We start from the raw sequence: 21,809 nt of genomic DNA, 5'->3' as shown, positions 1-21,809 counted from the left end.
ATTAAAAACATCAAACCCTGTAATCATGCAAAACGTGCAATTCCCAGTCCAGTTTACTTTCAAAATTGGTACTCTTTCCAACGATTTTTTGGTTGAAGACGCCATGGGCAACGACATTGGCTACGTGCGTCAAAAAATGCTCAAACTGATTGATGAAGTTGTAGTGTACGACAACGACCTCAAATCCAATATTTTATTCACCATCAAAGCAAACAAGTGGATTGATTTTTCAACCACTTATACCTTTACCAATCACATGGGCCAGGAAATTGGCCGGATTGGCCGCAAAGGCTGGGCTTCAATCTGGAAAGCCCGCTATGAAATTTTTGATGAAAAGGTGAACCAGGATTTACTGATTCAAGAAGAAAATGCCTGGGTCAAGGTAGCAGACGCTGTACTCAGCGAGATTCCCATCCTGGGGCTGTTTACCGGATACCTTTTTAATCCCTCTTACATCGTCACCCGCCCCGATGGCACCGAAGTCATTCGTTTGAAAAAGCAGCCTTCACTGGTGGGCCGGCGCTTTTTGCTGGAAAAATTGAACAACTTCGAACCAGGTGAAGAAGAACGAGTCATCCTGGGTTTGATGATGATGATTTTGATGGAAAGACGGCGGGGCTAATTAAGACATCCGAAAAACTGGCTTGGGGTACCCCGGTTGAAATGCCGCCTCCTGGTGCAGCAACAACTTATAATCGTATTGATTCTCGATGGTTTTGCAGGCCTCCCGGATGAGGTGTTGAATCTCTTCCGGGGTACTTTCCACGCGCATGTTGAGGAGTAGATTGACCGAGGACTTGGGCAAAATATTGAGCTGAGCCTCCACTTGGGTGTTGTTGGTAAAACTGACCTTGGTTTCGCCGTCAATTAAAAACTTCAGGTGCCCAATATTGTAACCTTGGGCCACGGTTTTGTGGTAAATTTCATTGATCAGGTATTCAGTACCTTGCAGTGCGTTTTCGCCAGTTACTTCCATGGATTGATCCAGCCAGGCCAGTCTGGCCTCGCCCTGGGCGTAGGTATCATAGTCGATTTGCAAGGATTCGAGTTTTGCGGCGCGTGAATCTGCATCAATGGTTTCCAACCAGTTTTTCAAGCTTTCTGGATCAAAGGTGTTTTGGTACAACACGATTTTGTCGCCATACTTTTCCTGGATCAATTGCTGAACATTTTGTAAGACTTCGGCACTGATCAAATCAATTTTGTTGACGACGATGATTTTGGCTTCTTCGAGCTGCTTTTTAAAAATATACAAAATCGTTTCGTCAAAACTTACGGCATCTTTTAAAACCAATTGCAGCAGCCGAACGTCGGCAAAAGTGGAAAGACTCACCACCGCATCGGGGCGGTAGAGTAGCAGGGGCTTCAATACGGTGGCCACAATGTCGGTACAAGAGCCCACCGATTCTGCAAAAATCACTTCCGCCTGGTATTCTTCCAGCAAAGCCTGAATGTTGTTGTCCAGATCCTGGTAATTGCAGCAAAAACAACCGTTGATCACTTGTCTGCTGGGAATATCCTGGTTTTTAAACAGTCCATGATCCACCAGAATCATCCCCTGGTCGTTGGTGATGACGCCAATTTTTTGACCTGCCTGGATCAATTGACGGGCAGCCTGGTGGATGGCCGTGGTTTTGCCACTGCCCAAAAAACCGCTTAAAAGATGGATTTTCATGGTTTTTTATTTTGAACAAGCGATGGGGATTTATACATCATAACAATCACAATCCTCTTCACATTTCGGGGGCACTTGCAAAGGATACCCCAACACGATTTCTGCCTCAGTGGCCTCGCGCACCGCATCAATAATGACTTCAAAAACAAAATCTTCATGCGCGGAAAGGGTTAAGGACACCCGAGGTTTATCCCCCACTTTAAACCCATTCAGCTGCTTTTGCAAATCGGGATGAATGGCCGCTGAGCCGTGTAAAAACCCGATTGGGTCACGGCTCAGGGTATCTTCCAGGATTTCTCCGGCCTGATTTTTCATCAAATAGCGGATAAAAACCACCCGATTGTTTTCGATCTGCATCAGCTGGTTTTTGCTTTGACCACAGTTTTTTGAACATCGATTTTTCCATAAACCACTTGTACTGTAGCTTTTCCTGCTTTCAGACTAACCGTGCCAAATCCGGTTTCCGTTGATAAAAACGAAGTAAAATCGCCGATTTTGGAATCTACGTACAAGGTTTTGTCCACTGCATCGTAACGTACCCCGGTAAGCGCCTGTAAGTAGCCATAACTGGACAACGCCCTGCCGTACCAGTGACCACATTCGTATTCATTAAAGGGGTTGCGGATGCGCCCATCGTAACGGTTGCGGCTGACTTGCAGGATTTCCAGCCCTTCGGCCACATTGCCGACCAACATCAAGTGGGATGCAACCTGGTGTTCGATGCCTGTCCACACTTCGTCGCTGTATACAAAAGGTAGGGAGAGTTTGCCACCCTTGGGCCAGGAACAAAGCAATAAACCACCGTCATCGCCAAACGCGAAGGAGGGACGCTGAGGGTTGGCGTGTTCGCTCAGATTTTGTTTCAGGTTGTATTTGTGCACTGCCTTGAGGTGGCTTTTGATTTTAACCTGATCCACCACATCGTTCAAGCCACACATCAGCGCAATCCAGGAACCCAATACACCATCGGAAAGGCAACCTTTGCCGTATTGGTATTTCGGGCCTTCTTTTACCAGCAACTCCTTGGCCTCTTTGGAATATTCACCCCCAAAACTTTGGGCCTTGGTGGGGTCTTCGGCAATCAGGCCTTTGAACTGAATGTCTTGGATGAAAAACTCCCCGTCGTAGAGGCGGGTTTCCATTTCTTTTTTGCCTTTTTCTAAAATGGACTGGTAGCGGGCCATGTCCTTTTTGAGGTAGCTGCCCATAGTAATGAGTGCATTCAAAGCCCCCAGATAAAAGCTGCTGTGCATACCATCTGCGCCCCAAAATTCAATGTCGTAGGTATTGTGATGGGGTTCTTCAAGTACTCCTTTTTCTTTCGGGTCCCAGGTGCTGATGCAATAATCCAGGCTCTTTTTCACCATGGGGTAAATCTTTTTGAGCCAGGTATCGTCGCCACTGATGCGCCACTCGCGGTGCACTTTCATGATGCCACCCAATTGGCCATCGGCAGCAGCGTGGAATTCGTGGGTATTGGGCGTGATTGGCAAACGGGTGCGGAAGTTTTGGTGCCCCTTGTCGTCCTGGCTTTCACAAAATTCCGTATTGCGTAAACTGCGCTCCAGGGCCGGAAACAAGTGGGCTATGGCTTGTGCATAGTTCCACACGTGGGTACAGGAACCGTGACAACAACCCCAGGAATCCCCACAACCTTCAAAATTCCACAAACGGCCATCGTACTGCCGCATTACCGTGGGGGATTTGAGGATGGTCAGGTTGGCCGCTACTGCTTCGATGACTTCGAGGGGCAAGGTGCTTTTGTAAAATGCATCGGTAAAAAGCAGGGTGTTTTTCCGCAGTTCAGGGTATTGTTTTTGCCATAAAGCTGCTACTTCTTCAATGTTTTTGAACTGGCTGCTGTACCAAGGTTTGAAATATTGCCCAGCAAAATCCTGGTCGTATTTGTCCAAACCAATGTCGCCGGGAGAGTTGCAGCAGCCTGATTCAGGGTCGCAATTTTCCTTGCGGATGCCCAAGGTGCCGTGGGTTTGTTTGGTGTCGGGCGTGTACCAGGCGACGAATACTTTGATGGTTTTTTCCTGCCCTTTGGCCAGGCTGAAGGGCACGTAAAGTGAAGCACCTGGTGCGGCTTTTTCTACAGGAGCTACTGCCTTGGTTTCCGCATTTTTGACCGTATTCCAGGCCATCGTGAGGGGATCCCACCAGCCTCCCCGGAACCAGCAATGGTCAACAATGGTGTTGTCTTCTTCGGTGAAAAAGGCAAAATCACTGCGCAATGGGTCTTCTTTGGTGCCTTCTTCCGTTAAGATGAACCCATTTTTTAAGGGGCGGATCAGGTTGTTTCCACCATTAACTTTTAAAAAATTGGGCGAATTGACGGAGAAAATGGCCTCCAAGGGTTTTTCACCCAGGTTTTTAAAACTGTACTCCAATGCACCAATGGGCAGGCTGGAGTTGTTTTCGTCGGTTGGAATAAATGGACTCCAACCCGTCAGGCGCACCTTAAGTGGCAGGTCTTTGTCGGCAAGGTCAATGTGCGAAAAAGGAAAACGGATGTTACAAGTGGCCTGACGAAAATGGGGCAAACCCGTAGTTGCGCCAGTTGAGCCGTTGCCGGCGTCGCGTTGTCCGAATTTTTTCCAATTGGGTGGAGGGCCTTCCAGCACCTTGGCACCATTGGGCAAACCTTTGACGGAAATGGCTGCAAAAATATTGGGTACGCTAAAAATATCGGGCTTGTTTTTGATCGACATATGGGAAATCGCCCCGGTTCCTTCCAGACAAAACATACCTGCCCCGATACCCCCAATCGGAAAGGCGACTTGGTTGAGGTATTCTCCGGTATAGGGCGAATTGTAAGGTCGGAGGCGTTTAGGAGGCTGTTCAAGCGCTACTTCGGCTTGCACATTGGGTGGTGGTACATTTTCCTCTGCTTTGGTCACATTGAGCGGAAAGGTTGCGCCCAGGGTACCGATACCAATGTTGCGGATGAATGCGCGGCGATCTGATGTTTTTTTCATTGGCAAAAGTTAAAGGTGTTGTGGTTTACTGCCAATGAAAAGTAATAATAATCAATGAATTTTGAAGTTTTTTACTACAATTTATTCGGCATTTTAAATTTGGGGCCATTGTCAAAAACCAGAACCCAATCTTCCTCTGAAGGAGGGACAACGCCAAATCTTTCTTTATCCGCCACACCAATTCTGAGTGCTGTACAAGTGCGGGGATTGTACCTATGCATGTCCATAGGTTTGCCGGAGATTTTTTTGACATTGACCTCAAAAGCCTGGCCTTGGGGAAGCTACATCACATAAAAGCTGCCGTCGGAAGCCCTGGCTGCACAAATGAAACACATCTTGCTCGAAAGAAAAAAATCAAAGGGCTAATGTTCCTTTTACCAACATTACCACCTTTCCGCCGAGTTCAACACGATCGGGCAATGCCATCACATATACTTCGCCACCCCGTTGGGAGCATTGAAAGGCTTTGAGTTGTTGTTTTTTCAATTTTTGCTGCCAATAATGCGCCAGTACCGAATGCACTGAACCCGTTACAGGATCTTCATCAATGCCTATCCAGGGGCAAAAAGAGCGGAGCAAAAAATCGAATTCCGGATCATCTGAAGGGGACATGACGACCACCTCTTTTAGGCTGGAATCGGCTGCTATCATGCTGGAGAAGCTTGGCTGCAAGTTCCTCAAAATCCCAGGTTCTGCTATTTCAATAAAAAGGCTTTCCAATGCTGTACAAAAGCCAAGTTTTACATGTTTTTTTAGCCCCAAGCTGGCCAATATCTTAGGGTTTAATACCCAATCCTCCAGCTCATATCGGGGGTATTTCATCCAGATGATTTCGGAATCTTGTTCTACTTCTATCTGAATGCCTTCAATGGTGAAAAACTGTAATTGCCTGTATTTTTCAAATTCAAAGACCACTTTTGCAGCGGCCAGGGTTGCATGACCACAAGCAGGAATCTCGGTGGTCTGTGTGTAATATTGGATATAAAAATGGGCGGCTTCCTTTTTTTGGATAAAAGCGCTGACGGGAAATTGTAGCTCCTGAGCAATGGAAAGCATCGAGGAGGCATCCAGGGAGTGGTCAAGCACGCAAACACCAGTGGGATTGCCCTGGAATGGAAAGCTGGTAAAGGTGTCTACGATAAAAAAAGGAATTTTCATCGCAACAAAAAGCTTGGGTGGAATAGGTTAGATTGCATCATGGCTCATTTGAGTATGGTCCTCAAATTTACACTTTTCCGCTAAAGTTGAACCCTAAGGCTTGAACCTATTTTGAGAGATCGGTAGGAATTTAAACTGCACTATTATATCTGAGGTGCCCCCTTATGTGCCTTAGGTGGTATGAAAAATAGCCTCTTCGCGCTTGTGCGCAAGAATTTTATTTGAACCACCTAAGGCACCTAAGAATCACCTCAGACCCGTTCAATCACCATAGCCGAGGCACCACCACCACCATTACAAATGGCTGCCAAACCAATTTTGGCTTCTTTTTGGTTCAACACATTGGTCAAGGTAGTCACGATACGCGCACCGGAAGCACCGAGCGGGTGACCCAGGGCACAAGCGCCACCGAATACATTGACCTTGGCCTCATCGATCCCCAAAACCTGGTTGAAGGCCATCGGCACTACCGCAAAAGCTTCGTTCACCTCAAAAAAGTCGACATCACTGGTGCTGATGCCGGCCCGTTTCATTGCTAAGGGTGCCGCAATGGTGGGGGTAGTGGTGAACCACTGTGGCTCCTGCTCAGCATCGGCAAAAGCGAGGATTTTGGCAATGGGGGTGAGACCCAGTTTTTCCACCATTTCTTTGCTGGCCAAAATCAGTGCTGCGGCACCATCATTCAAGGTACTGGCGTTGGCTGCAGTAACCGTTCCAGTTTTGCTGAAGGCCGGGCGGAGGGTGGGAATTTTGCTGAAATCTACTTTTTTGTATTCTTCGTCTTCCACCAGGTCGATGGCATCGCCCTTGCGCTGGGGAATGCTCACGGGTACGATTTCGTTTTTGAACCAACCCTGTTGCGTTGCTTCGGCGGCCAGGGTGTAGGAGCGGATAGCAAATTCGTCCTGGGCTTCGCGGGAAATGTTGAATTTCGCCGCGGTAGCGTCGCCGCAGGTGCCCATGGCCTGGTGGTCGTATGCATCGGTGAGGCCGTCTTTGGCAAGTCCGTCGATGAGTTCCATATTGCCGTATTTGCTACCCCAGCGCGCGGAAGGCACGTAGTAAGGGATATTGCTCATGCTTTCCATCCCACCTGCTACCACCAGATCGGTGTAACCCAGCATGATAGATTGGGCACCGTACATGATGGATTTCATGCCGGAAGCGCATACTTTATTGATGGTGGTACAAGGTACTTTGTCGGGAATGCCCGCACCTCGGGAGGCTTGCCGGGCGGGAGCCTGGCCCAGATTGGCGGAGCAGACGTTGCCCATCAGCACTTCCTGAACTTGATCGGGGGCAACTCCAGCTTTGGCCAGCGCACCTTTGATGGCGATGCTGCCCAATTGGGTAGCGCTAAAACCAGCCAGTGCGCCGCCAAAACTGCCCATTGGGGTACGAACGGCCGAAACGATGAATACTTCTTTCATATAAATGGTTTGGAAAGGACTTGGACACAAAATTAAACCTGTTTTCCAGTCCAGTATTCAACAGCAAGGGAATTATTCCGGTTGACTTAAAGCGCGAAAGTTTTTTTCGAAAATCAAAACCCTGTTGTTCAGGTTTTTGAAGCAAAAAATAGCAGGTAGACGCAGAAAAAATAGTTTTTATTTGCAAAAAGGATTGTTTAATCCAAAAACCTGCTCTATATTTGCAGTCCTAAACAGCGCGGCGTGGAGCAGTTGGTAGCTCGTCGGGCTCATAACCCGAAGGTCGTAGGTTCAAGTCCTGCCGCCGCTACTAAATAAAGCTGGATGATGTAATGTCATCCGGCTTTTTTATTTTGTGCTCGATTTCAGAGCGTAGTTACATCAAAACCCATTTCCCAATGATCATCCAGGAACTTATTCACTCACTCCCCCAAATCGGCAAAGTGGAATGGATTGGCTTGCGGCCTGCCGCGCGCGCGCGCCTAGTGCCAGTAGCATCCGTAGAAGCCCAAACCGAAAATGGGTTGACTGGCGATCGGTATGCAGGTCAAAACGGCAAACGCCAGGTGACCTTGATTCAGGCGGAGCATTTGGTGGCAGCAGGAGCAATTTTGGGGCAAGAACCCATTGATCCTCAATTGACTAGGCGGAATATTGTGGTGTCAGGAATCAATTTATTGGCTTTAAAAGACCAGCAATTCCGCATCGGGGAGGCCGTATTGGAAATGACAGGCAAGTGTTTTCCCTGTCAGAGAATGGAAGAAAACCTGGGGCCAGGAGGCTATAATGCGATGCGTGGGCACGGCGGCATTACGGCCAGGGTGATCAAGGGAGGGAGCATAAATCTCGGCGATGAAGTTGCCTTGATTCTGCCTGAAAAATTGGTGTAACTTTTTTAAGACTTAAACTGTTTTTGAGTGTGTGTTTGGAATTTTACTTCGCGCTCCAAATACACACATATCAACCCAAACAGCACGAATTGCTATTATGGACAACATGATCAACATTACCCTCTTCGATCGGGAAGGGGTAAAACACGAACTGGAAGGCCCGACAGACATGAACATGAACCTCATGGAACTGTGTAAAGCCTACGAATTGCCAGTGAAAGGAACCTGTGGCGGGATGGCCTTGTGCTCTACCTGCCATGTATACGTACTGAGCGATCACGATTTGCCGGAGATGAGTGAGGATGAAGAAAACATCCTGGATCAGGCCTTTTTTGTGAAAGACAATTCCCGCTTGGGTTGCCAGTTGCATTTGCATGATGAGCTGGAAGGGCTTAGCGTCCAGTTGGCACCTGAGTCAGAAAATTAAAACATATGGGCGCTACCAAAGATAAGCTTTTTACGGCTGAACAAAACCGCCTGGCCCAATTGTTTCGGGCTGTAGCACATCCGGCGCGGATTGCCATTCTGGAGTATTTGCTACAGGTGCAGGGCTGTGTGTGTGGAGATATTGTACACGCCATTCCACTTTCGCAGTCTACGGTGTCGCAACACCTGAGTGAACTAAAAAAGGTTGGCCTGATCAAAGGTGAGGTGGAAGGTGTGCGGGTTTGTTATTGCATTGATCAGAAGGCCTGGACGGAGGTAAAAACCATGCTGGACGGCTTCATGGCCAAAGCCAAATGTTTCTGCTAACTTCGACAAATCCAAATGTTTATCAACCTTAGATGCTCCTTAGATGTCTTAGATGGTTCAAAAGAAACATTTTTTTGAACCATCTAAGACATCTAAGAACCACCTAAGAGTTATTCCGTTTTGGAGATCAAGCCACCTTTGCGGCTATCCACCTCCACCGTCACCTTATCTGCTTTCCCACTCACAATCCAGCGCACTTTTACAAATCCCATTCCGGGGATGTTCGGCACTTCGATCGTTTGTGGAGTGTATTTCTGTTCTTTGGTTTGGTTGAAATCCTCATTTTCAACAACCATTCCAGCTATCACCGTAGCATTTTTCAAGCTGATGTAATCTGGCCTTTCAATTTTGTACTTCAAGTCGTGTGCCGAGTGGGTGGGCATGATGCGGCTGTTGTACACAGTAGCCGTAATTTCCGTTAGGTTGTTGGCCAGGGACTTCTTCACGATGCTGAATACCTCCAGTTTTGGCATTTGATAAGCGTGCAGGAGGGTGAAGGACATGTTGCGGTGGGCATCTTCTTCCAACAGAAAGCCTGGGTGGTTGCGCAGGTAATTCTTTTTGGGGCCACCAATTTCAATGTCACCAAACTGCGGGTGTTTGAACGGTTTCCACTGCACATAACCATCGCCCATCAACAGATATTTGTCAAACTCTTCAAAATCGGAGTTTTGGAGGCGATTTTGTTGTTGTGCGTTGGGCTGCTGGTTAAACAATTTGAAGGGCGTCATCAATTCATTGCTGAAGGTAAACACCCCGCGGGTCAAGGCAAACCAGTCGATCTCACCACCGTATACTGTGTACAAGTCTTTGTGAATGATGAAATATTTGTATCCGGGGACAATTTTTTCCCCAATTCTACCAATCACATCGTATACCGCAATGTCACTCTGGTTGTAAAAGGGATCGTCCTCGGCAGCGCCCGGGCCGCGCAGGAACATCCCTCCATTGTTGTGGTAGCTCTGGGCACCTGCGATGTTGGGATGAGCCAGAACGAAGTTTTTGATGTTGCGGGTTTCAGGCAGGGTGCCGGGGTAAAACAGGGCACCATTCTGGACGTAATTGGGCTGCCAGTTCCAGGCCCAGTCGCGGTTGGGATCGTAGGTGCCCCAGTTGTCTTCATTCACCTGGCCATCGCCGTCGTTGTCAAGTCCTTCAGAACCCAATAATTCATACTCACCTGCTTCGTCGTTACGGGCTGGCACCATGCGGGTAGGATAAACAGGATCAACTTTCCAGCGGCCAAGTGGGTTTTTGCGACGCATGGTCACAATGTTGCCGTCACCATCCAGGTCGTCTAGTTTGTCTTCATCAATCACCCCATCGTCGTCGTCGTCCAGGGGCATCATTCCTGAGCGGGAGGTGCTGGTGGTGTTGGGATTGTGGATGAAGTTTTCACGGCCATCCAGGTTGATGGACGGGATGATGTAAAAGACCCGGTCGCGCAGCAACTCACGGATGAAAGGCATGGTATAAAAATTCTCAGCCAGGTACCAGGCGGTGTACATTGCGATTTCACCGCCCTGGATCTCGTTGCCGTGGATGTTTCCATCGATGTAAAATCCAGGTTTGTGGTCAGGAATGCCGGATTTGAAATCGGTGATGGTCATCAGCCACATCTCGCGACCCTGGAAGGACTTGCCGATGGATTGCAATTTGACCAAATCAGGGTGTGCCTTGACCATGCGTTGGCAAAAATCGGTGATTTGAGCATGGTCGTGGTACTTCCGCCACTCCTCCTTGACCTTGGGATCGGCGGGTGAACCTACAGCGCGCATGCCGTTGAGGTCGGCAGGGCTGATGTTGGGTTGGGTTTGCGCAAAGGCAGCAACACTCAACAAACAGAAGAAAAACAATAATTTATTCATAGTGTGGTGAGTCTAAAAGAGTTGTTAATTGAGGGTGAATTCCACAGTTTTGGTGCCTGCGGTAGGACAGGTGACGGTGACGGAGATTTTACCCGTACCATTTACCAACCAGCTATATTCCACAAATTCGCCAGCCCCCATCGAAGCTTGTTGGTTCATTTTTTTGCCAGAAAGGAGGGTTTGCGTAGTAGTATGATTCAAGGTGGTGCGCACTTTGGACACGTACTTGACCCGATTGCCCAGGTCGGCAAAAGTGGGCAGAAACCCTTTATTGATCACTTGCACCGTGATGCGGTTTACGCCAGCGGAAAGGGGCTCTACTTTAGTATTGACGATATCCAGACTAGGCATGGCTGCGGCCAAATCCAATAAAAATTTATTGTGTTTTTGGGCAATGTCGTCGAGGTAAGAAACGGGTGGGTTCCACCGCGCATAGGGCAACAAACCTCCAACTTCCACCTTTTTACCCGGAAAATCAGGGTGTTTGATTTCCTTCCAATCAGCAAATACGGCTACTTTTTCGGCGTCGGCCCATTTAAAGAAAATTTCGTCTGCACTTAAGGTCGCAGCAGTTGGTGCTTTTGGTTTTTGTGAAGAATCTTGGGGCGGCATTTGTGGCCACCAACCTGGGGTACCAAAACCAAAACGGCCAGCATGGTAATAGGCGGTTTGAACCAAACTTCCTTTGCCCAGGGGCATGGCGGGTGCATTTTTTAGCCCGGTAGAGGTATTGTACATTTTGGAGACGTATTCGCCTACTGCAGCGTCTTTTTCCAAGGGGCCGGTTACGATGCGGTTGCGGGCCTTGGCAGCATCGAATTTGGTGGGAGCAGAAAGGTTGTTCTCAGGACCAAATACAATCACCCCGTAGATGTTGAGGTTGCGGTACAACACTTCCAGCACGGCCTTGGTTTCTGCTTCCGAAGCAGCGTAAATGCCCGATTCTTTTTCAAAATAAGGGTAATTGAAGGTGAAGTTTTTATTGATGTTGATCCCACCTTCGCCATCTTCATTCCACTTGTCGTCCTTGTCATTGTCGGTACCTTCGCTAAGCAGCAGGTATTTGCCCGCTTCATTTTTGCTTGGATCAGCCTTGATCAAAATGCGCGGGTCGCTCTTGCTAGGAATCAAAGTACCACTGGGGTCTTCCACTCGCATTTGGGTGATCAGACCATCTGCATTGAGGTCTTCAAAAGGGTCTTCGTTGACACGGCCATCGCGGTCTTCGTCGCTAGCAGTGGCATTGCTGGAGCGCTCAAATTTACTTTTTCCCTGATCCCAGGCATCGGGATTGGCGCAGGCGATGATGTAAAGGGTCTTTTTGCTGAGCAAATCTTTGACCTGATCGCTGGGATTAGTCAGCATTTTTTCAGCCATCAACAACAACGTTTCACTACCAGCAGGATGACTGCCATCGAGTCCAGCTACCAGCAACAATGCGGGTTTGCTACCTGGGTTGCCTTGGGAAAGGGTAAGTAGCCAAAGATCTTTGCCCCCTGCACTTTTGCCCGCTGAACTGACATTGGCCAGACTGGCGTTTTTACTCGCCAGATCCTTGATGCGGGCAGTCAGTAGAGGGAAAGTAGAGTAGGTTTTTTGGGCGGATAAACTGCCCCAAAATCCACAAAAAATGAGTAAAGCTAGAAGCCTCATGTGTACGAGTTTAACTGATTTTTGATTAGGACGAGGTCCTTCAATCAGGTAAATATGGGAAAAGGTAATGGGATGTGCAAGGAGCCTTGCTCATGGAAAGATGAATAGCTCTATTATGGTAGGATCAATAGGGTAGAAATAGACCAATTGCGTTGAGAGAATAAGGATGCTTCGTTTAATTGCTGAATTTTTCCTGGTAGGTTTGGAGGGTTGCTAGGGCCATTTCTTCGGTCATACCTTCTAATTGTAAATGAGTGAGAATGAATTCGTGTACTCTTTCTACTGGTAGACTTACAAGCATGGCTATTTTTTCAAGGGAAAATTCATGGGTTGACCAAATGTTTAGGATAACGTCAAGTTTCCCTTGTTCAATCCCTTGTTCAATCCCTTGTTCGATTCCTTGTTCGATTCCCTGCTCGATCCCTTGTTGTTTAACATCTTCTAAAATTGCTTCGCGGAGTCCCATAGTAATAACGGTGTTTGAAAGAGTGAGTAAATCCTGTTCAAAATTAGCATTTATTTCTGAATTTGTAAAGGGGACGAAGTAGTGAATAAAATCGATGATCAAACTAATCTTTTCCCGAGGAATGTTACGTGTTTTAAGTCGTTGGATCATATCCAGCTTTAGCAAACGTAAACTTTGATCATCCATCGGGCGATTCAAATGTTGCCAAGCAGCTTCCATTACCGCAGCAAATGGATTCGGGTCTTTGGCCAATTCTGCTGGAGGGTGATCCCGCAATACATAGGTGTTGAATTCGTAAGTTAACTTGGTTCCAAAAAACATTTCCTCAAATGCTTTAAAATGGTAAGTTCGATCCCAGTCCGTGTAAATGGCTAGCCCGATCACTTTTCGTTGGAACCTGTCTCGAATGCGGTAAATGCACTCAAACATACGTTGGGCAAAAAATGGGTCTTGGTACCCTTGCACTTCCACATGAATTAGAAACCACACCTCGTTGCCGTCTTTGAGGCAAACCTTTATTAACTTATCTGTATGACGGCGATGTCCAGGGCTATCAGGGATAAGTTTTTGCAGCTCAGTGTCTAAAAACTCAATTCCACGCTCAAAATCTACCACTTTTACCAAGTCTGGGAAGAAGAAAGCAAGAAAGTCATCAATGAGACTTTCAATGATGCCTTTCCATAGGGCGTCTTTAGAAACTTGCATGGATTTAATTTTAAACACAACTTAATGTTTTAACTTGTAATTTTAAAATAATTGTTAAAATAAATTTCACTTCACACTTTTTCAACATAATTTCGCCTACTACTAAACATCCTTCCTTTTTTATTCTTTTATTCCAATTTAAATTTTTCTTATCTTGCTATCTTCAAAATAACCTTAAAGCATAAAGTATGGAACCAAACACTTCTAGTCAAAGCAATGCGCCAAACGACAGCAACGTTGACGCCACCAAAGAAAAAAACCTTCGCCTATTCCAACGGGGTCTGACCTGGATGGCCGTCGGAGTTGGAATCATGGGCCTGAGCTTTATGATCCAGTTTTTACTTTTTCAATCGGATGATCGTTCATTTATTGTACCTATGTATGTGTTAACAACCCTTGGCGCCTTATGTGTCATGAAGGGTTTAGTCGATGCGTTTGGCTTTTGACGCATTATTAGTTCTCTAAAATCTACCCACCTTTTTTAGTGCCTCCAAAATAAATATGGCCTTTGTTTTGCTTTTTTTTAGATAATTCCGTTCTTGCACCAGAATGGCAAATGCTGTTCTTACTTGTAATCATCAAAACAAGGTGCATTGAACAAGTTCAGGCAATCCCTAAGATCAATTGGCGCTTGGCTACTTATCCTGCTCATCGTGGTGCAGTGGATAGGTGGTCGTGTGTTCATCAATGTGGTCTATACTGCCCGGATCGAGCACCTGATGGACGCCAAAGAAACCGCGATTGCCCAGAAGCTAAAAGCGGAAATTGGGGTCACCGCCCATGTAAAAATTCAAGACAAAAAAGACCTCAAGGTCGTCCAGGGGATGGGCTACGGTGCGCCCTTTCTTTTCTCCGAAGAAACCGACGGTGAAATCCAGTACTACACCGTTGACGCCAAGTCTCCACATGGCCTTCGCCATGAATACAAGGTTGACCAGCCGCAAAACCAAGAGGATCGTTCTGCACCAAAAACTTTGACGGAGCGCTTTTTCTCCGATTTTTGCTTTGAGGAACACCTCATCCTGGACATTAAACCATTTTTTGAACATTGCACAAAAACTGCTCAACCGCTTATTTTTCAAGATTTGGTCGATTTGTCTGAGCTTTCCATCCTTACTCCACCGCCACAATTGGCCTGATTTTTCATGTTTTTTTCATTTTTCAAAATGACCATGCACTCTTGCAGTGCCATGGCTAATCCTCATTGGTTTAATTTTTTTCGATGAAAAATCACTTCCAATACATACTCGTGTTGGCTGTATTGCTCAGCCAATTGGGCCTGGTATATGCTCAAACGCCTGCTGATGACCTGATGATGAAAAAGCGGGAAATCTGTTTGGCTGCCTCTTATGAAACCGGCTCCTGGGATCAATACTGGGAAGGTACCCGCCTGCGCGAAAACGGCAATATTGGCACTTTTTCCAGAGACATCATCATGCCAATGTTTGCTTATGGCATTACCGACAAAATCAACCTCCTTGCCGGAGTTCCCTACATTTCTACGGATGCAACGGGTGGGCAACTGGTTGGTGCTAAAGGGCTACAGGACATGGGCATTGCAGTCAAGGCGGAACTATTCAACCGTCAGGTAGGCCCGGGCAAGGTTTCCTTTTTGACTACTGCTGGTTTTTCTTTTCCCGTATCCAATTATTTGTCGGATTACATGCCCTTTAGCATCGGCCTCAAAACCAGAGAGGTAACCTTGCGCGGCATCTTGCAGTATCGTTTCGACAATGGCATCTACGCTCGTGGCGCCTTTGCCCACCTTTGGCGGGGACAAAGCAAGATCGAACGGGATTATTACTACAACAATGGCAGCTACTATTCCGAGTGGATGGATGTGCCCAATGCCTTGAACTACCATGGTGCGGTAGGAGCCTGGCTGTTGAACAACTCCTTGAAACTGGAGGCCAATTACATGGCAGTTCATTGCCTTACAGGTGATGACATTCGGATCTACAATGCGCCACAGCCGACCAACAAAATGTCCTTCGACCAGGTGGGGTTATTTGGTCAGTATTTTTTCAAAAACATCAAGGCAATCCAGGGTTTGAGCATCCTGGCCTATTATTCCCAAGTCATTGATGGCCGCAACATGGGGAAATTCCAAAACATGGGTGCCGGAGTAGCTTATCAGTTTAAACTCTAAAATTGTCAATTCGTCATGAAAAATAAATGGATACGTATCATTTTGGCTTTTGGCCTGGTGTATGCTTTTTCTTGTGAAAAAGATTTGCTGACCCACGCTGATTATGCTGATTATATTTTCGCCAGCCTGGATGAAAAAGGAGGTTCATGGAAACCAATCCTATTAACCGGGGGCAACCAAATTTCCATTCCCACTCCTAAGGACGTCACTTCCGACGACTATAAAAATGAATTGGCAGCCCTAAAAACGGCGATGGCCAATTTGACCAGTGATCAAAAGAAAGCTGTTGAATATTGGACCAACAATCCAGTTTTGCGCTGGAACGAGATTGCACTTGAGTTGGCAGCCAAGTACAACATCATTCCACAACCCAATGCAGATGGGACTTATACTTTGCCGGACCCTGCAAATCCGAGCAAATATCCACAGTTCCCTTTTGCGCATCCACCTTACACTTCACGGGCCCTGGCTTATTTGAGTGTAGCCCAATTTGATGGCTTGATCAGTGCCTGGCACTACAAGTATACCTTCAATCGCAAGGCGCCATCTGATGTAGACAACAGCATCGTGCCTGCCTATGCAAAGACCTCTCTGCCTGCTTATCCAGCCGACGGTGCAGTAGTTGCAACGGCATCGCGGGATATCCTGACCGCCATGTTCCCACTGGAAAAGGACTATCTGGCGGCCAAAGCTACGGAACACATGTCCAGTTTAACCTGGGCTGGTGTTAACGTAAAAAGTGACATCGACGCTGGTGCCACCATTGGTGTGGAAGTTGCCAAAGTCGCTATGGCCAGAGCACGTACCGATGGCATGAGCAAGGCCCAGGCGCCAAGACCCGTTTCTGATTCCATTAAAGCAGCTGCGCTCAAACGTTTTGGCTGGCAATGGGACAATCAGGAAACCCCCGTTCGCCCGGTTGGTTTGGCACCGCTGTTTGGCAAGGTAAAAATGTGGAATGTACCAAATGTAGAAATAGTTCGCCCCGGGCCACCGCCAGCACCAGGTTCTGCAGAGTTTAATACCGCAGCCAAGGAATTACAGGATATTGCCAAAAAAATCACCCCGGAACAGCGCAAAATTGCCAACTGGTGGTCAGATGGTTTGGGCACTTACACCCCTCCCGGGCACTGGAATCGTTACGTCAAAGATTTGTTGATCGAGTATAAATTTAACCCACTGCGCTCCGCCCGTACTTTTGCCTACCTGAACATGGCTGTTATGGATGCAGGAGTTAGCTGCTGGGATGCAAAATACTATTACCATTACCCTCGGCCAATCCAGACGATTCCGGGGTTCAAGACCATATTGGGTACTCCAAACTTTCCTGCCTACACTTCCGGGCACAGCACATTTTCGGCTGCTGCTGCGGAAGTTGTAGCGTACGTTTTCCCCAACGAAGCCCAAAAAGCGAGAAATTGGGCAAATGAAGCGGCTGAGTCCCGGATTTTAGGAGGTATTCACTATCGCTTTGATGCGGAAGTGGGGATCACCCAAGGTAAAAACGTTGCACAATACAGCCTCAATAGAGCAAAACAAGACGGAGCTGAATAAGAGCCCCCTGTCTAAAATACTTGAAATGCCAGGGCAGAAGCTTGAATGAGCTCCTGCCCTTTTTATTTTAAGCAAGTACTACCAAGTATTTGATAAGGTTTCTTCACATTTGTCACCCTACTTGCCTAAACATTTCTTGCAACTATTGCAGGCATTGTGTATCCTTACTTCGACAATACCACGAAATGATGACACGAAATCAACTCATTCAACTGACGGTTATTAGCGTAATTTGGGTATCAGCGGGTTTGCTGACCGCTTTGTATGAATATTTTTTTCTAGCCAACTACCCTGGAGTGTTAGAGACGGCCCCCATGCAGGAGTTCAATTTGGAAAAAAATGCCATCGCAGCCATGGGTGGCTTGTTTGTGGGAAGCCTGCTGTTTGGGTTGCTGGAGCTGTTTTATTTTCAAAAAAAGATGACTAGGGAAAAATTCTGGATAGCCATTCTTAAAAAGATCGCCATTTATTCTGTGCTATTGTTTGTACTGCTCCTGAGCATTTCTTACGCATTCAATAGCATCCTTTCAGGTCGAAGCATTGGTGATCCATTGGCCTGGCAGGAGACCCGAAAATTTATCGGTTCAATCGCATTTTGGCACCCCGTTTCCCCAATCCTACTCTTGGTTTTGCTTTCCTCTTTTTGGCTGCAATTATCCGAGCGTTTTGGGAGCAATGAATTGTGGATGATGTTCAGTGGTCGGTATTTTAACCCCAAAGAAGAGCAAAGGATTTTTATGTTTCTAGACCTTAATCATTCCACCACCATTGCGGAAAAACTGGGTAACGAAAAATTTTATCGATTTTTAAATGACTTCTTTCATGATATTGCTGCCGTCATTACCCATCATAAAGGTGAAGTAGTGGAGTACGTGGGGGACCTGGTGATCATCAGCTGGACTTTCCCCAGTGGTTCTTTTGAAACCCGCTGTTTGACTTGTTACCAGGATTTTGAAAAAGCGATCGAAGCAAAAAGGAGCACCTACCTCAGCCGTTATGGAATTGTCCCACAATTTAAAGCAGCCGTCCACTGCGGGAAAGTGATCATCGGGGAGATGGGGCAGATCAAAAAATCCATCAAATTTTCTGGCGATGTGCTCAATACTACCTCGCGGGTCGAGAAGGAATGTGGCACCCTTGGTGCTAAAATGGTCATCACGGATAAGCTGGTTGATATCCTGTCGAACCCACCATATTCACTGGAAAAAGTAAGCAATATCAGTTTGAAGGGCAAAGAAAAACCGATTGATTTGTATAAGGTAGGAGTGTAATGGGGTAAAAAAATAAAAAAAATTGGAACGGAACGAACTGCGTTCGACACATTGGGATGTAACGTCTTTATTCAGAACATCTTTAACCTTGATAAACACATCCCAATGAAAAAGTTAAGCATCAATGCACTTTTCACTTTTGTTGCCTCCTTGGTCACATTTTTGGCATCAGCTCAAAATCCATTAGTGGTCAATCCCTCTGCTTTAACGGCTGCGGCACCCAACCTGGTCATTACCAACATTGTTCCAGAAAAAATGGTGTACGTCCCAGGCGAAACGGTCAATTGCAAAGTAACCGTTAAAAACGTAGGCTCTGCCAAAGCAATTGGTACCCTGGATGACCCTGCCAAAGGTTACATGGTTGACCTGGTTTTGTCTACCGATGCCAGCGCCCCAATCGCCTTTGCCGTAGTGCCAAATCCTTACGAATACCAGGAAGACATGCTGGTAATCGGCGGTCGCTACAGCAATACCAAAACTTTGGCTCCTGGCCAGGAAGACACTTATCTGGAGAGTTTCCCTCTGCCCAAAGTAATTGCTAAACCTTGCCAATTGGGCTACGTAGCCATTGGCGCTATTGCTGACCCAGGTAAAAAAGTAGCGGAAACCAATGAAAATGACAATACTCGCTTTGTTCGGGTGAAATTGGATTGCAGTGGTTCAACCACCGCCCCTCGCCCTGACCTGGTGATTACCTACATGGCCCTCGCCAATCCCGTAGGTGGCCCTGGTTTGGCTTTTTCAGACTTCAAAATTGAGGTAAAAAACATTGGTACTGGCCCTGCAGTAGGTACGGATACTGATCCGGCGAATGGCTATATGGTAGACATCATCACCTCTTCCAACACTGCTGCACCAATGGCTTATGCGCCACTAGCTGCTGCCGGGCAGTTTCCCGAAGACAAACTGGTGATCGGTGGACGGATTTCCAACACCAAAACCCTGGCACCAGGCGCTTCCCAAATCTACTATGTGAATGACATGAAGCTGCCGATGGTGGATTTGCACAACTACTGCGGAAGAAACTTTTACCTGGGCGGTATCGTGGATCCAGGTTTAAAAATCGCCGAAATTCTGGAGACAAACAATCAGCGCTTTATTGAATTCAGAGTGGATTGTAAGATGTATACCGGCGGGAAGTAGTGATGAATGATGAGTGATAAATGGTGAATTGCTGCCGCAGCGACTTAGACAATGTCGCTGCGGCAGCAATTCACCATTTATCACTCATCACTTATCATTAATTAAGGTGTTTCTGGGCCCAAAGAATTAATCCACGCCGCCATTTTCAGAGCATCCGCCTTCGGTACCTGAGGCATGGGGGCCATTTCAGTAGCGTATTCGGGCCAGTTTTTAGGCTCAGGTTTGTGAATCAATTCTACAATGCGCTCATTGCTGTACTTGCGCTTGGCGATATCGGTAAAAGAAGGGCCAACCTGGCGGGTGTTGGTGTTGTGGCAACCCAGGCAAGTCCACTTGGCCAACAGTGGTTGGACCTTGTCGTAAGAAGGGGCTTTAGCATCTACAGTCTCCTTGCCTTTTTTGGCTTTGGGGACTTTAACTTTCATATCCTCCACTACCTTAGCTGGCGTAGCTTCCATTCTTTTGGTGCTCACTTCGGACATGCTCAGTTTCGCGCCATCTGGAATATTGTTGAGGGTATAATATGCTGTTGGGTGCAAAACGGGCAAGCCATCACGTGAGCGGATACCCTCCACTTTGATTTCGTGCAGGTAGTATTGCTTGATGTTGTCAATTACCAAACGTACTTTCATGCCGTCTTCGGATACTTTCACCCCTTTGATGCCCAATGGAGCATCGCTGATGGGCGGGCTGCCGTATACTGGGTGGTATTTGTAAATAAAATTTTTGCCGGAATAAGAAGCGAGGTTTTCGGCACTGGCTTTGTCGACAGGCAAAGTGAATTCAATCTCAAATCCATCAGGCATCGCACGAACCGTTTTCATTTCCATCGGCACTTTCCCCGTCCAGGCCAGGCGCTGCAAACCAGAAGTAGCCGTTCCTGCTGAACCCCACCCCCGGTTGGTTTCACCTACGTACAAGGAGCCATCGTGACCCCAGGTCATGCGCAGGATACCCGATTGAAACCCACTGCGAAAATCAAAGGCTACCCCCTGGTATTCACCCTTCACTTTTTCCATCACCACCCGCATCACGCGACTTTGGCCCTGGTCGCCTACAAAAACCTGACCCGCAAAAGGCCCAAATCCGCCCTTGGTTTGATCCGGTAAAATTTCGGAATTGGAAATGCCTAAAATTCCGTGAGGCAACCACACTGCAGGCAAAGTAACTTCCGGCAATTTGCTTTTGATGGCAAAAAGGGTGTTGGGATTGGCCTCGTTGTTAATGTTTTCGGGTTTTTCGTATCCACCAGTTCCATTCTTAACTTTGCGTGGATCGACCACTGCATTGAACTGATCTGCAGTCATTTTTACCGGAGAATTGGCGATTTTATCCGTCCATACCAAACCAGCCGGGTGGCCAGTGAAGGCGCCTTTTTTAACGTGCCAAATCCCACCAGATCCCATGTAGTCGCCCTGGTTGTCGTCGTAAAATAACTCACCATCAATCATGCCCAAACCACAAGGGGAACGCATCCCGGTGGCCCAGGGCTCCATTTTGCCATCGGGTGTGATGCGCATGGTCCAGCCACGACCAAAAACCCGGCTTTCTCCCCGCCACCATTCCTGATCGCCGAATGCTACGTTGCCAGTGACAAACATACTCCCGTCAGGAGCAAATTTTGGTCCGTAAGAATATTCGTGATAGTGGCCGGAAATGGGCCAGGCGTACACCGTTTCATAAACGTCGGCTACATCGTCGCCATTGGTGTCCATCAATTTGGTGAGCTCGCCTCGCTGGGCAGCATAAAGGGCATTGTCTTTGGAAGCAAGCCCCAATGGTTCGTGCAATCCGGTGGCAAAGAGCTTGTAGCGAGGCAGCGTTCCGTTGCTCATTTCCGGGTTTTCTACCAGGTATACGTCGCCGCGGCGGGTACAAAGCGCGAGGCGGCCGTCTTGCAAGGTGGTTATACCGCCTACTTCCAGGAGCATTCCTTCGGTAGTAGGGAGGGTGATGATTTTGTAATAATCGTCTTCCGTAGGTGTTTTAACCGGAGGAATCACGCTCCAGCTAAAACTGGTAAACACTTGTATGATGAGCAGACCGACAAAACATAAGCCAGTTTGGATAAAATATTTCATATTGAGGAGTTGAGAAGGTTGAGGAGTTG

Annotated in this window: 19 protein-coding genes, 1 tRNA gene and 1 pseudogene; 11 read left to right on the top strand and 10 right to left on the bottom strand. The window is 47.3% G+C overall.

The window, feature by feature from the left end; translation table 11 throughout:
- Positions 1-25: 25 nt before the first annotated feature.
- Entirely contained in the window at positions 26-622 is a 597-nt protein-coding gene (locus SFV55_RS17400) for a hypothetical protein (RefSeq protein WP_320030804.1), read from the top strand.
- Here SFV55_RS17400 and SFV55_RS17395 read toward each other — a convergent pair whose 3' ends face one another.
- From SFV55_RS17395 to SFV55_RS17370, 6 genes and pseudogenes are all read right to left on the bottom strand, one after another.
- The gene (locus SFV55_RS17395; protein WP_320030803.1) at positions 623-1,675 is read right to left on the bottom strand and encodes a GTP-binding protein; all 1,053 of its coding nucleotides are present in this window, start codon (positions 1,673-1,675) and stop codon (positions 623-625) included.
- A gap of 30 nt (positions 1,676-1,705) precedes the next feature.
- On the bottom strand, positions 1,706-2,032 hold the full coding sequence (locus SFV55_RS17390; protein ID WP_320030802.1) for a hypothetical protein: 327 nt from the start codon (positions 2,030-2,032) through the stop codon (positions 1,706-1,708).
- Positions 2,032-4,659 carry a GH116 family glycosyl hydrolase gene (locus tag SFV55_RS17385; protein ID WP_320030801.1) on the bottom strand — a complete coding sequence of 876 codons (2,628 nt, stop codon included), beginning with the start codon at positions 4,657-4,659 and terminating at the stop codon, positions 2,032-2,034. Before SFV55_RS17385 ends, SFV55_RS17390 begins: the two co-directional genes overlap by 1 nt.
- Before the next feature lie 74 nt (positions 4,660-4,733).
- Positions 4,734-4,925 (bottom strand): annotated as a pseudogene (locus SFV55_RS17380) (putative collagen-binding domain-containing protein); the annotation flags it as partial.
- 88 nt (positions 4,926-5,013) lie between these two features.
- Entirely contained in the window at positions 5,014-5,817 is an 804-nt protein-coding gene (locus SFV55_RS17375; RefSeq protein ID WP_320030800.1) for a PhzF family phenazine biosynthesis protein, read from the bottom strand.
- 251 nt (positions 5,818-6,068) lie between these two features.
- Complete coding sequence (locus SFV55_RS17370) at positions 6,069-7,247, bottom strand: acetyl-CoA C-acyltransferase (RefSeq protein WP_320030799.1); 1,179 nt, start codon at positions 7,245-7,247, stop codon at positions 6,069-6,071.
- A 237-nt stretch (positions 7,248-7,484) separates the two neighbouring features.
- Here SFV55_RS17370 and SFV55_RS17365 point away from each other — a divergent pair.
- The 4 genes from SFV55_RS17365 (at position 7,485) to SFV55_RS17350 (ending at position 8,890) form a co-directional block, all read left to right on the top strand.
- Positions 7,485-7,557, top strand: a tRNA-Met gene (locus SFV55_RS17365).
- Positions 7,558-7,645: 88 nt separating this feature from the next.
- On the top strand, positions 7,646-8,137 hold the full coding sequence (locus tag SFV55_RS17360; RefSeq protein ID WP_320030798.1) for an MOSC domain-containing protein: 492 nt from the start codon (positions 7,646-7,648) through the stop codon (positions 8,135-8,137).
- Between the two features lie 97 nt (positions 8,138-8,234).
- Positions 8,235-8,564, top strand: coding sequence for a 2Fe-2S iron-sulfur cluster-binding protein (locus SFV55_RS17355; protein WP_320030797.1), 330 nt, complete (start codon positions 8,235-8,237; stop codon positions 8,562-8,564).
- 5 nt (positions 8,565-8,569) lie between these two features.
- Positions 8,570-8,890, top strand: coding sequence for a metalloregulator ArsR/SmtB family transcription factor (locus tag SFV55_RS17350; RefSeq protein WP_320030796.1), 321 nt, complete (start codon positions 8,570-8,572; stop codon positions 8,888-8,890).
- Positions 8,891-9,000: 110 nt separating this feature from the next.
- On the opposite strand, the gene SFV55_RS17345 is transcribed toward SFV55_RS17350, so the two are convergent.
- From SFV55_RS17345 to SFV55_RS17335, 3 genes are all read right to left on the bottom strand, one after another.
- Positions 9,001-10,758: a M14 family metallopeptidase gene (locus tag SFV55_RS17345; RefSeq protein ID WP_320030795.1), complete on the bottom strand. Its 1,758-nt coding sequence runs from the start codon at positions 10,756-10,758 to the stop codon at positions 9,001-9,003.
- Positions 10,759-10,782: 24 nt separating this feature from the next.
- Positions 10,783-12,411: a M14 family metallopeptidase gene (locus SFV55_RS17340; RefSeq protein WP_320030794.1), complete on the bottom strand. Its 1,629-nt coding sequence runs from the start codon at positions 12,409-12,411 to the stop codon at positions 10,783-10,785.
- Positions 12,412-12,586: 175 nt separating this feature from the next.
- Positions 12,587-13,582, bottom strand: coding sequence for a hypothetical protein (locus SFV55_RS17335; RefSeq protein WP_320030793.1), 996 nt, complete (start codon positions 13,580-13,582; stop codon positions 12,587-12,589).
- Positions 13,583-13,770: 188 nt separating this feature from the next.
- On the opposite strand from SFV55_RS17335, the gene SFV55_RS17330 reads away from it, so the two are divergent.
- The 6 genes from SFV55_RS17330 (at position 13,771) to SFV55_RS17305 (ending at position 19,699) form a co-directional block, all read left to right on the top strand.
- Positions 13,771-14,028: a hypothetical protein gene (locus tag SFV55_RS17330; RefSeq protein ID WP_320030792.1), complete on the top strand. Its 258-nt coding sequence runs from the start codon at positions 13,771-13,773 to the stop codon at positions 14,026-14,028.
- A gap of 147 nt (positions 14,029-14,175) precedes the next feature.
- Positions 14,176-14,721 (top strand): hypothetical protein, encoded by a 546-nt coding sequence (locus SFV55_RS17325; RefSeq protein WP_320030791.1) that lies wholly within the window; start codon positions 14,176-14,178, stop codon positions 14,719-14,721.
- A gap of 83 nt (positions 14,722-14,804) precedes the next feature.
- The gene (locus SFV55_RS17320; protein ID WP_320030790.1) at positions 14,805-15,731 is read left to right on the top strand and encodes a transporter; all 927 of its coding nucleotides are present in this window, start codon (positions 14,805-14,807) and stop codon (positions 15,729-15,731) included.
- A gap of 15 nt (positions 15,732-15,746) precedes the next feature.
- The gene (locus tag SFV55_RS17315; RefSeq protein ID WP_320030789.1) at positions 15,747-17,285 is read left to right on the top strand and encodes a phosphatase PAP2 family protein; all 1,539 of its coding nucleotides are present in this window, start codon (positions 15,747-15,749) and stop codon (positions 17,283-17,285) included.
- 185 nt (positions 17,286-17,470) lie between these two features.
- Positions 17,471-18,556 carry an adenylate/guanylate cyclase domain-containing protein gene (locus SFV55_RS17310; protein WP_320030788.1) on the top strand — a complete coding sequence of 362 codons (1,086 nt, stop codon included), beginning with the start codon at positions 17,471-17,473 and terminating at the stop codon, positions 18,554-18,556.
- 105 nt (positions 18,557-18,661) lie between these two features.
- Positions 18,662-19,699, top strand: coding sequence for a CARDB domain-containing protein (locus SFV55_RS17305; protein WP_320030787.1), 1,038 nt, complete (start codon positions 18,662-18,664; stop codon positions 19,697-19,699).
- 101 nt (positions 19,700-19,800) lie between these two features.
- Here SFV55_RS17305 and SFV55_RS17300 read toward each other — a convergent pair whose 3' ends face one another.
- A complete protein-coding gene (locus SFV55_RS17300) occupies positions 19,801-21,780 on the bottom strand; it encodes a hypothetical protein (RefSeq protein WP_320030786.1) in 1,980 nt (659 codons plus the stop codon).
- Between the last annotated feature and the right edge of the window lie 29 nt (positions 21,781-21,809).

The sequence above is a fragment of the Haliscomenobacter sp. genome (assembly GCF_033763495.1).
Lineage (GTDB): Bacteria > Bacteroidota > Bacteroidia > Chitinophagales > Saprospiraceae > Haliscomenobacter.
The sequence above is the reverse complement of the archived record's forward strand: the minus strand, read 5'-3'. Positions and strand labels throughout refer to the sequence as shown.